Genomic DNA, 12,034 nt, shown 5'->3' with positions numbered 1-12,034 from the left:
TTTTTCAAGAAGAAGACTGAATACTATATCTAGTACGGTCTCGTTGGCTCGGAGATTTTTATAAGAGACATTAGTATTTACATATTATGTAGAATATATAAATAATAAATCTATTTGAAGAGGATAATAATTATGGTTAACAGTAATATTTTTGGATATCATTCTTCATTTTACTATTGTGGATTAGGACATTTGATCGTAAATATGCATCGATATATTAAAGATGGCGCTGACAAAGGGGAAAAAATCTATATTTGTACCGAAGATAGAATATATTTTAAATTATTAGAGTACCTAGGTGAATACAATAAATATATAGAATATTTTGATGTAATTAATATGATGGACTACTATAAGAAAATGGGATTGAGAAAAGTAAAAGTAAAGCTTTCAAAATGTATAGGGCAAAATATTGAGAAAGGTTATACAGGGGCAAGGTTCATTATGCAAATTGGCTATGTGATTTCAAGAACCTCTGCTGAAGATTTCTTATATTTTGATAAAAATATATCAAATATAATTTTAGGTACTAGGGCATCTTTTATGTGTGTTTATGATTTTGAAGATTATTTAAATAATAAAAACTTTATAAATGATAATATCATAAGGGAATCCTATAAAAATCATTTTTTTAGACTATATGGTGGTAAACTAAAAAAATGGGATGAACTGTTAAATTTAAAATAATCCTAGCTTTTAAGTTAGGATTATTTTAAATTTACATTATCTTGTTTCTAATTTATAATAAGGGTGATATTATATAATAGTTGACAACTCAAAATTGATAGTAAATAATTGAGGAAATGATTTTGGAGGTAATTTGATGGATAATGAAAAACTGTTGATATTAGATGGTCACAGCTTGATGAACAGAGCATTTTATGCGCTGCCGGATCTAACTAATTCGGAGGGAGTACATACCAATGCAGTTTATGGTTTTTTAAATATGTTGTTAAAAATGAAAAAGGAGATCGAACCCAATTATATAGTCTGCACTTTTGATAAGAGTGCACCTACTTTTAGACATGATAAGTATACTGAATACAAAGCTGGAAGAAAAAAAATGCCTCCTGAATTATCACAGCAATTTCCTATAATACAGGAAATATTAAATATGATGTCCATAAATATTTTTGAAATAGATGGGTTTGAAGCAGATGATTTGATGGGAACACTATCTGTTTTTGCTGAAGATAAAGGCATAGAGGTATATATAATTACAGGGGATAGAGATGCCCTTCAATTGGCTACAGATAAGGTTAAAATAATCATAACTAAAAAGGGAATTACACAAAAGGAAATATATGATAGGAGCAGAATGGTAGAAGAGTACGGTGTAACTCCTACGCAATTCATAGATGTTAAAGGGCTTATGGGAGATAGCTCGGATAACATACCTGGTGTTCCTGGCGTAGGTGAGAAGACTGCTTTTAAATTAATAAGAGAATATAAAAGCATAGAAAATGTATTTGAGAATATAGATAATATCAGTGGTAAAAAACTGAGGGAAAATTTAAAAAAATATATGGAACAGGCTGCTTTTAGCAAAAAACTTGCTACTATTGTCACAGATGTTCCCATAGAAATGGATTTAAGTTCCATTGAATCGAAGAAACAATATGATGCCGAAGGATTAAAAAAATTATTTGAAAGACTTGAATTTAAATCTCTCATAAACAAAATACCGGGTTCAAAGCAGAGAGAGAAGGATGAAATATGTAAGACACAGGATTATAGAGTAAAAGTCAATCATGTAGATGATTTAAATAAGTTAAAAAATTTTGTGCATTATCTGTCAGGTTCAAAAATAAAAGACAATTTATTGTATATAAATTTTAATGTAGTCAACGGCAAAACATATTCTAAAAATTTCATAGATAAAATATTTATAAATTCAGGGGAAGAAAATTTTGAGATAGATGTGAGCAAATTATATGATGAGAACGAGGATGACACTGTTGAATTAATGAAGGCTCTATTTGAGAACCCCAACTTGTATAAGATCAGTTATGATGTAAAATCTCCCTGCAGCATATTGCATAGGATGGGTATAAAACTTTCAAAAATAAAATTTGATATAAAGATAGCAGCATATCTTATAGATTCATCCAAGTCCAATTATGAACTTTTGGATATTATTAAAGAGTATACAGCAGTGGATATTTCAGAGGAAGATAAAGATATTTTTGTAAAAGAAACGGCTGCGCTTGAAAAAGTTTATTCTGTATTAAGACAGAAAATAGAGGAGGGAAATATGGAAAAACTTCTTTATGAAGTGGAACAGCCTCTTATACCTGTACTTGCATCTATGGAATATGAGGGATTTAAAGTTGACAGGAATAGACTTTTACAGCAGGAAGATAAATTTAAACTGGAAATAGATAAAGTGCAAAATCAAATATATTCTCTTGCTGAAGAAGAGTTTAATATAAATTCTCCCAAACAACTTGGCAAAATACTTTTTGAGAAACTGGATCTACCTGTAATTAAAAAAACTAAAACAGGATATTCCACTAATGCGGAAGTGCTGGAAAAACTGAAAGGGAAACATCCTATAATTGAAAATATAATGTATTACAGACAACTGACTAAATTGTATTCTACCTATATTGAGGGTCTTAAAACTGTTATAGAGGAGGATGACAAAATTCATTCCAGTTTCAATCAAACAGTGACTACTACTGGAAGACTTTCAAGTACAGAACCCAATCTTCAAAATATACCTATAAAGTATGAAATGGGCAGAGAAATAAGAAAAATATTTGTGCCCGATAATGAGGAATGTGTTATACTTTCAGCTGATTATTCTCAGATAGAACTTAGAGTACTTGCCCATATTGCAGATGATAAAAATTTGATAAGTGCATTTATAAATCACAGTGATATTCATACTAAAACTGCTTCAGAAGTATTTAAAGTACCAATAGATGAAGTTACACCTGTTCAAAGAAGCAATGCAAAAGCAGTAAACTTTGGTATAGTATACGGTATAGGTGATTTTAGCCTGAGTAAAAGTTTAAATATATCCAGAAAAGAAGCTAAACTCTATATAGATACTTATTTTGAAAGATATCCTAATGTTAAATTATATATGGACAATATAGTGAAAGAAGCTAGAGAGAATTTTTATGTTACTACGATTATGAATAGGAGAAGATTTATACCTGAGATAAAGTCTTCTAATAAAATAGTAAGGGCCTTGGGAGAAAGACTTGCTATGAATACTCCTATTCAAGGAAGTGCAGCGGATATTATAAAGATAGCTATGGTCAATGTGTATAGAAGATTAGAGAAGGAACATCTAAGAAGTAAACTTATACTTCAGGTACACGATGAATTGATCTTAAATGTATACAAAGAGGAGCTTGAAAGAGTAAAGAATATTGTGAAGATGGAAATGGAAAATGTATTGGATTTAAAAGTTCCCCTAGAGGTGGACATAAACATGGGCAGTAATTGGTATGAAGCCAAGTAAATATAGATAAAAGAGGGGTTGCTGTGATTAAAATAGGCCTTACAGGAGGAATAGGCAGTGGTAAAAGTACTGTTTCCAGTATGCTCCTGGAAAGAGGTATAAAAATAATAGATGCAGATGATATAGCCAGAAATGTAATTGAAAAATATCCTGCTATAATGGACGATATAAAATTAATTTTTGGAGAAAGATATATAGATAGTTCAAAAAAACTTAAGAGAAAAGAATTTGGAAATTATATATTTTCACATGAATGTGAAAGGGTAAAATACGAAAATATTATAATACCCTTTATCAAAAGAGAAATATTAAATAACATGAATAAACTGGAAAAAGACAATGAAAAGATATGTATAGTAGACGGAGCTACCCTTATAGAAAATCAATTTCATAAAAACTTAGACTTGGTTTTATTGGTTTGGGTAAATAAAAGGGTCCAAATACAAAGGGTGGAAAAGAGAGATAAACTCACAGAGCCTCAGGTAATACAGAGAATAAATTCACAGATGTCTTTAGAAGAAAAGAAAAAATATGCAGATTTTATATTGGATAATTCAGGCACATTGGAGAACACCAGAAGACAGTTAGAAAAAATATTTAGTAAGCTCAATATAAAATTTTAGGGGGTGAAGTGCCTTAAAATAATATTTAGGGCATAGATGAGATTGAAATTTATAAGCAAAATAGTAGTAATTATGATAGTGGCAATGGCAGTATTAAATGCAAAGAACATTGTAAGATACTATTTTCCTTTAAGATATTCAGACTATATAGTAAAGTACTCTAAAGATTATAACTTAGATCCATATTTTGTGATGGCTGTAATTAAAACGGAAAGCAATTTTAAAGCAGATATCAGATCCAGCAAAAATGCCATAGGTCTTATGCAGATAACTCCAGATACTGCAAAATGGGCAGCGGAGAAAATGGATATAAGAAGTTTTAGGGAAGACATGTTAAATGATCCGGAATTTAATATTAAAATGGGATGCTGGTATTTGAAGGATTTGAGCACAGAGTTTGATGGCAATATGAAGCTTGTTCTAGCTGCTTACAATGGAGGAAGGGGAAATGTGCAAAAATGGTTGAAAGACTCTCAACATTCAGCAGATGGGGAGAATCTTCACTATATACCTTTTAAGGAGACAGATAAGTATATCAAAAAGGTTGAAGTTAGCTATAAAGTCTACAAGTATTTATATGGTAGAGCTGACAGGAGTGATTTTCCTCGTAAATTTCTGCAATTTTGGTTGACAACTATGTAAAAACCCATTATAATACTTATTGTATGCGAGAGTGGCGGAACAGGCAGACGCGCACGTTTGAGGGGCGTGTGAGTAAAATCGTACGGGTTCAAGTCCCGTCTTTCGCACCAAAATTGTTAGACAGATATTGAAAATTATATGATGTAATATGCTTAAAGTACTACAAGTCTAAACAGTAAAAATGTTATAGGCTTGTGGCACTTTTTTATTTTGTCTTATTTTATGGGTAATGGGTTTTATGTCTCAGAATGTGACTGTTTATTCCAACTGTATCTATAATGTGAAATAAATGGACAACGTGTTAATAAAGTATTACAATATAGAAAACAACAAGAAATAACTCGAAAAAAGGGGTGAAATGTAAGATGAACAGAAGAAAGCTAACAGCAATTCTATTAAGTGCTGGTTTATTGATATCTAGCTTAGGTAGTATAACAAGTGTTAAGGCAGAAGAAGTAGGAAATCCAGGATTTTTACAAGCTATGGATTATGATACAAGATATGGGACATTGGGAGAAAAGATGCCACTCCTTACAGCAGCAGGGTATGTCGGAACGCTAACACCTCTAAACCTAGAAATTGCAGGTAAAAAAGCTGGTGAAGTAAATAAAATATTAAGTAAATATAAAGTAATTGATGTAGATGCTACACATAATTATGGGTTAATGCAGTATACTAAGACTGGTTCATATATAAATGATGTTGCTGTTACTGTATTAAATAATGAATTTATGAATCTTAATTATGCAGGTGCAATAGTCAGATTTAATTTCAGTGATGGTACTATGATATCCTATTTAAATAGGCTTTATATAGACCAATATGGTCAGCTTTGTAAAGAAGTAGCTAGTTATAGTGTAGGTACTGACGGTTATTATCACGGTGGATGGGGAGGTATGTTTAAGGGCCTTGACACAGAAGGATATGAACCGTATGTAAATAAATATACAGATTTTTATGCTAATCAAATGGTTGGTTCTCCGTTACGTCTGTACGAGGTAGGATATTGGATGCAACAAGAAATTGGTGTTCAGTTAGATGAACATAAAGTCGATGTCATAGGATGCAATGACCCAAGCAAAGACCAGAATAACCTAAATTATTCTATATATAACGATGAAAACAGAGAAAAGACAACTAAGACGCAGATTGATAATACCAGAATAGGCGGTCAGACTAGGTTTGAGACTTCCTTAAATATAGCAAAACAGTATGTAGGAGATAAGAAGTTAGATAATGTTGTACTTACTAGCGGCTATGGTTTTGCAGATGCTCTTACAGGTTCAATGCTGGCAAAGAAATTAAATTCGCCAATATTCCTTTTGGGAAGTGCAGAGCAGAACAAGCAGACACTGGATTATATCTATTCAAAATTGTCAAAAGACGGTCATGTATATATCCTCGGAGGCACAGGTGCAGTCCCAGATAGTATAAAAGACGGGTTTATTGCGAATGGATATTCAGAAAGTAATATTGTAAGGCTTGGTGGTGCAAATAGATATGAGACAGCAAGTAAGATAGCAGAAAATGAGAATGTAATAACAGGTACTCCGGTTATTATAGCAAATGGAGAAAACTTCCCAGATGCACTATCCATGTCGCCTGTATCCGCTTCAAAAGGCTATCCAATAGTAATTACTACATCGTATAATCTGCCAGACTATGCTAAAGATTATTTGGCAAAGGTTAAACCATCTCAGGTTTATGTTGCAGGTGGAACTGGTGCAGTAGATAAGAATGTTCTTAGTCAAATAAAGCAATATTCGGGATTATCCGATGATAAGATAACGAGGTTTAATGGAAATGACAGATATGAAACATCAAAGTTTATAGGAGAAAAGTTCTTTGCTGATAGTCAAAATGTGACTGTAGCAAGTGGTTTGGACTATCCAGATGCACTATCGGGAAGTATATTGTCAGCAGAAAATAATGCACCAATAATTCTTTCAGATAATGGACTTGTAATCCAGTCTAGGGAATATGTAATTAGGTTAAACGCTAATCAAGCAAAAATAACTTTCTTGGGAGGCACTGGTGCTATATCAGATAATACTATAGAGAATACAGCGGGAATATTACCAGTATACAACCTAGATATGTATAGGCATCTTGCATACGATCTATCAAAGATACCCGAGACCTCGCCAACAGGAAACTAGCTAGACATATTTCAGATGTATAGGAGAGTATTTAGACTAAGTGTTAGCCTCTTATGTAATTCATATAATAAAAGGGAGTTGGTAAAGATGAACAGAAAGAAAATAGTTAGCTTATTGCTGACATTAGGAATATTGGCTACACCACTTGTAGCACCACAATATACTACTGCTGAAAACCTAAGCAATAAGGTTTACGCATATGATGAAACTGTAGATGAAACTATACAGGATGGAAATAAGGCACAGAAAGCACCATTACAGACAGCTACAGGGCAGGTTGGTGAAGGTATTACAACGCCTGCTAGGATGTCGGAAAGTATGACTTATGAAGAAGCAATGTCCTCTCCTTATAAAGTAGAAGCAGCACCTAATATGCTCACATTAAATGATTTTGGCGGTGTAATTCCAGAGATAAGTAAATTTAATTTAGATGGTAAAATATATCATTATCAGTACAAATCAGATGAAGGTGTATTTGATAGCTTTATTGAAATTCGTAAAATGTACATAAATGAAAATAGTACGTTAGAAAGAATTTATTCTAAACTATCATTTCTTAACGGCAAATTTTTTTATTTTAATAATGCAATGGAAGCAGGAGTTGATCAGTATGAATATTATCCATATTTAGCAAGGTATACTACTAATAATGCAGACTTTATGAATCCTAAGCCATTTCTAGACCGAAATGTTTCAACAGATAACAATGGTCAATATATAAACTGGAGTAGAAAAAATACACCAGTAGTACCAGATGAAAACGGATATGCTGTGGTTTATTCTGACTTATTAGATACTAAAGGTAGAACAGTACATGTCGGCACTACTAATGAAGATAGTGGATTTGTACATTATGGACCAATAACAGGTGATGAACCAGCAAACTTTAGTAATTCCACCTATGACCCAAGTAAATATGATGAATTTGGGCATTTAAAAGATGGTTCTGGAGGTAGCAACGATGATCCTACTAATCCAACAGACCCTACTAATTCCAATATTACTACAGCAAGATTTGCAGGAAAAGACCGCTTTGAGACATCTCTTGCTATAGCAAAACAGTATGTAGGTACCGGAACTCTTGATAATGTTGTAATTTCCTATGGATATGGTTTTGCAGACGCATTGGCAGGTTCAACGCTGGCTAAGAAACTGGACTGCCCCATTCTTCTTGTAGGCTCATTGCAGGACAGTACAGACAGTCTTGATTACATAGCTTCCAAGCTTTCAAAAAGTGGACACATTTATTTGCTGGGCGGTACAGGAGTGGTACCTGACAGCTTCAAAGACTGGTTTGTTTCAAAGGGCTACAGCAGTGATAATATTGTCCGACTTGGAGGGGCAACGAGAGAAGGAACTGCACAGCAGATAGTACAGGAGCTTTCAGTTGAAGCAGGTACGCCAGTAATAATAGCCAGTGAAGAAAACTTTCCGGATGCACTTTCAATATCTTCCATAGCTTCTTACAAGGGCTATCCGGTACTTTTAACCAGACATGATTCACTACCAGATTATGTAAAAACATATCTATCTACTGAAAAACCTTCAAAAGTTTATATAATTGGAGGAACTGGGGCTATTTCTAGTGATGTGGCAGCAGCAGTACAGAACTCGGCAGGATTATCTTCTTCCAGCGTAATTAGATTGGCAGGTTCAAGCAGATATGAAACTTCTCTGGCAATAGCAAAAGAGTTTGACTTAGGTTCAAAAAATATAACTTTAGTAAATGGGAATGACTATCCAGACGCAATATCAGGCAGTGTACTTTCAGCTAAATATCAATCTCCGATAATACTTACAGATAATAATACAAGCCTGACAAGTATAAAGAGTTTTGTAAATTCAAAAGGCATTACCAACATTTACACACTTGGAGGAACTGGTGTATTGCCGGACAGTTCAGTAAATAAATTGAAATAATAAATTTAAGTTGAGGAAGCTAAGCAGTTAAGAACTGTGAGACTTCCTTTTGCAATAAATATGAAATGTAAAATATAGTAAGATTAAAACAAGTAATGGAAGTGACAATTTTAACATATATATAAATAATCTGAATGATTATTTATACGCTAGATAGAATAAGGTAAAAATTATTATATATCAATCTAAAATGGTTGCATATACATATAGCAACCCAAAATGGTTGCATGTTGTTCTTGAATATTGTACAATTAATCTGAGGTGAGGGATATGAAAAAATACTCAGCTCTGATTATTGATTTAAAAAAATCAAGATCTTATGAGCATTTCGATCGGATTAACCTCCAAAATTATATTAAAAATGCTATTTTGATTTTGAACAAAATATTTGCTAATGTACTGGAACTCAATGTTGTATTCAGTGCCGGCGATGAGGTGCAGGGGCTGTTTTCTTCGCCTCAGGCTGCCTATCTCTACCTTCGGTTGTTTAATATGCTGATTTTTCCTGTTGAAATCCGGGCCGGAATTGGTGTAGGAGAGTGGAGCGTAAGGATAGACAGCGGCATTTCTACTGAACAGGACGGATCGGCATACCATAATGCACGATATGCCATCAATAATGTGGAGGATTCTCTGGGATATTCTATCCTTCTGTTTTCGAAGGGCCAGAATGATATTTATATTAATTCAGCTATAAGTACAGCAGCCATACTTGTAAAAAATCAGAGCCAATATCAAAATGAACTATTTTTACTTTCAGAATTGATGTATCCTATTGATATAAATGGTGCACTTAAATTTAACAACTTTGAGGAGATGAATTCTTTAATTGCACAAAAAAATCAAATTGGATATTATGTCAGGTGGAAATCCAGTCGAAACATTCAAAAATATCCTTTGTCGGTACCAATGGATTTTAGCTTTGGATGTAATCCTATAAACGCCCTTGCTGATGAAGAGCAATTTTATGTATCTTCCGGAAAAGTCAAAGGACTTCCGGCAAAATTGGCAAAATTGTTGGGAACAAGCAGACAGAACATGGACAAATCCATAAGAGCGGGTAATATCTATCAAGCGAGGAATTCAGCTATTGTTGCCCTGAAATTAATGAATCAATATATTTCGGAGGAGAGACAATGGTAACTTTATTACTTGTTATTTCTCATTTAATTGGAGATTTTGTATTACAGTCATCAAAGATGTCTGTAGAAAAGCGGCAGCATTTTTTAAAGTTGCTGAAACATTGTGGGATTTATGCCTTTGTAATTACAACTATGTTATTTATATCTACTGATATCAGGAGTGCTATAGGGGCGGCAGTTATTATAGGCATATCACATTTGGTGATCGATTATGTAAGGATTCTTGTAGATAGGAAAGCTGCTGCACATATTCAAATTTTTTGCTATTTTTTCGATCAGATTTTACACTTGGGTATCATATTTGTCGTTTCTTGCTATTTCAATTTGGACACGCATCTTGGAGGATTTCTGCAATCGGTTCTATATGCATTTGGAAAAGCGAGTATCAATAATGGCATAGTCTATATGCTGGTTTATTTAGTGATACTGCAGCCTGCAGCAATTACTGTGAAAAAGATGCTTTCATATATTTCTAACCAAGAATATAATAATAATGATGATGAAGATGCTGTGACGAATTATAATGCAGGATATACCATAGGCATCCTTGAACGGATTATTGTAGCAACATTGGTACTGCAGGACCAATTACCCACTATTGGATTGGTATTAACTGCAAAGAGTTTAGCCAGATTCAATCAACTCAATGATAGGGAGTTCGCTGAAAAATACTTAGTGGGCACCCTAATGAGCATTGCTATCTCTATTGTTGCCACTCTGATTTTGAAGGGCTTGCTTTTATAAACTAAATAGAACTCAAAAAACAAGCCGGCATTGAAAAATGCCGGCAGTTCTGAAATTTAAAAGCATTTTTTAGAATCTGCTTTATCTTGAACGTGTACAAGTGCCTCTCCAAAACGCTGAAAATGGACTATCTCTCTTGCCCACAGAAATTTAAGCACATCTATTATATCAGGATCATCCGTTAAAGTTATCAAATGCTCATAAGTTGTTCTGGCCTTTTGCTCTGCTGCCATGTCTTCATGAAGATCCGTTATCGGATCTGATGTAGCGGTTATATAGGTGGCAGTCCAGGGAAAGCCATTGGCATCTTGCCAGTAAAGTGCACGTCCATGCTGAACAAAATGTCCACCTAAACCTGCTTCCTCCAGTTCACATACAGTAGCATTTTTTGTGAGTTGATATACCATAGCACCTATGATTTCTACATGTGCTAATTCTTCTGTACCGATATCAGTAAGTAAACCTTTAGTTTTTCCTGTAGGCATGGTGTAGCGCTGGTTTAAATATCTGAGAGCAGCACTTAATTCCCCATCGGGTCCTCCGTATTGGGCAACAAGGTATTTAGCCATTCTTATATCCTTACTTTTAATATTAACAGGATATTCTAATTTTTTCTCATAAATCCACATATATGTGACCTCCTAGTTTCCTCTTTCCCAAGGCCAGGGTTGATTTGTCCAGGACCAGGGATATTCGCTTTGACTAAATCCAAAATTAATAAGCATTCCGAAATTTGCTTCGTATTCTCTTTTTAGGTACATAAGTTGTTTTGATAAGGTATTATAATCAGCCAGAGCCTTTTTATTATCGGGAAAATTATCTAAATAAATATTTAAATCTACTGCGGCGAACTCCACTTGTCGTATCTTATCTAATAATTTTTTACCATCTTTCATATTTATTTCCTCCTATTTTATATTAATCATTTGGATAAGGTATGACCAGATTAGGAAATACGGTACCTTTTTGAAGTGCCACATTTAAAGGAAGCAAGCCTATATAAGGCTGCATAGGCACATAGGCCTGTGCTAATCTTTTACCTGAATCAGCTGCAAACATGGAAGGGATCATATATTGTTCTGGATTCATATAGGGAGCAAATTTTGAATACACTATTTTCACCTCTTATATTCTTTTACAATGATAATATATTCATTATCAAAAATTGTGTTAACATAAATCATGTACATGAAACTTATTTGAGAGATACTATTAGATCTGTATATGAGAACTTTGGCAAATTTATCAATATAGGTTTTAAATATTGTTATTTAATGATATAATCATATTAGATATTATTATAAAATATATGAAACTAAATATGAAATG

Annotated in this window: 11 protein-coding genes and 1 tRNA gene; 9 read left to right on the top strand and 3 right to left on the bottom strand. The window is 33.4% G+C overall.

Annotated features, from left to right (window positions below):
• Positions 1-132 precede the first annotated feature (132 nt).
• The 9 genes from J5G60_RS12050 (at position 133) to J5G60_RS12010 (ending at position 10,705) form a co-directional block, all read left to right on the top strand.
• A complete protein-coding gene (locus J5G60_RS12050; protein ID WP_150358177.1) occupies positions 133-687 on the top strand; it encodes an MEDS domain-containing protein in 555 nt (184 codons plus the stop codon).
• Positions 688-823: 136 nt separating this feature from the next.
• On the top strand, positions 824-3,475 hold the full coding sequence (gene polA, locus J5G60_RS12045) for a DNA polymerase I (RefSeq protein WP_150358178.1): 2,652 nt from the start codon (positions 824-826) through the stop codon (positions 3,473-3,475).
• 23 nt (positions 3,476-3,498) lie between these two features.
• Positions 3,499-4,098, top strand: coding sequence for a dephospho-CoA kinase (gene coaE / locus J5G60_RS12040; RefSeq protein ID WP_150358179.1), 600 nt, complete (start codon positions 3,499-3,501; stop codon positions 4,096-4,098).
• A gap of 42 nt (positions 4,099-4,140) precedes the next feature.
• Positions 4,141-4,740, top strand: a complete 600-nt coding sequence (locus J5G60_RS12035; protein WP_150358180.1) for a lytic transglycosylase domain-containing protein — start codon at positions 4,141-4,143, stop codon at positions 4,738-4,740.
• Between the two features lie 25 nt (positions 4,741-4,765).
• Positions 4,766-4,850 (top strand) — tRNA-Leu (locus J5G60_RS12030).
• 300 nt (positions 4,851-5,150) lie between these two features.
• Entirely contained in the window at positions 5,151-6,899 is a 1,749-nt protein-coding gene (locus tag J5G60_RS12025; RefSeq protein WP_179977865.1) for a cell wall-binding repeat-containing protein, read from the top strand.
• A gap of 87 nt (positions 6,900-6,986) precedes the next feature.
• Positions 6,987-8,819, top strand: a complete 1,833-nt coding sequence (locus J5G60_RS12020; RefSeq protein ID WP_179977864.1) for a cell wall-binding repeat-containing protein — start codon at positions 6,987-6,989, stop codon at positions 8,817-8,819.
• 270 nt (positions 8,820-9,089) lie between these two features.
• Entirely contained in the window at positions 9,090-9,962 is an 873-nt protein-coding gene (locus J5G60_RS12015) for a SatD family protein (protein WP_150358183.1), read from the top strand.
• Positions 9,956-10,705 (top strand): DUF3307 domain-containing protein, encoded by a 750-nt coding sequence (locus J5G60_RS12010; protein ID WP_150358184.1) that lies wholly within the window; start codon positions 9,956-9,958, stop codon positions 10,703-10,705. The genes J5G60_RS12015 and J5G60_RS12010 overlap by 7 nt, the downstream gene beginning before the upstream one ends.
• 56 nt (positions 10,706-10,761) lie before the next feature.
• On the opposite strand, the gene J5G60_RS12005 is transcribed toward J5G60_RS12010, so the two are convergent.
• The 3 genes from J5G60_RS12005 to J5G60_RS11995 are packed head-to-tail and all read right to left on the bottom strand — an operon-like array spanning position 10,762 to position 11,818.
• On the bottom strand, positions 10,762-11,334 hold the full coding sequence (locus tag J5G60_RS12005; RefSeq protein WP_150358185.1) for a manganese catalase family protein: 573 nt from the start codon (positions 11,332-11,334) through the stop codon (positions 10,762-10,764).
• 12 nt (positions 11,335-11,346) lie between these two features.
• Entirely contained in the window at positions 11,347-11,601 is a 255-nt protein-coding gene (locus J5G60_RS12000; RefSeq protein WP_150358186.1) for a spore coat protein CotJB, read from the bottom strand.
• Positions 11,602-11,623: 22 nt separating this feature from the next.
• Entirely contained in the window at positions 11,624-11,818 is a 195-nt protein-coding gene (locus J5G60_RS11995; protein WP_229981753.1) for a spore coat associated protein CotJA, read from the bottom strand.
• Between the last annotated feature and the right edge of the window lie 216 nt (positions 11,819-12,034).

This window comes from Clostridium sp. HV4-5-A1G, assembly GCF_900184915.1.
GTDB classification, from domain to species: Bacteria; Bacillota; Clostridia; order Clostridiales; family Clostridiaceae; genus Clostridium_B; species Clostridium_B aromativorans.
The sequence above is the reverse complement of the archived record's forward strand: the minus strand, read 5'-3'. Positions and strand labels throughout refer to the sequence as shown.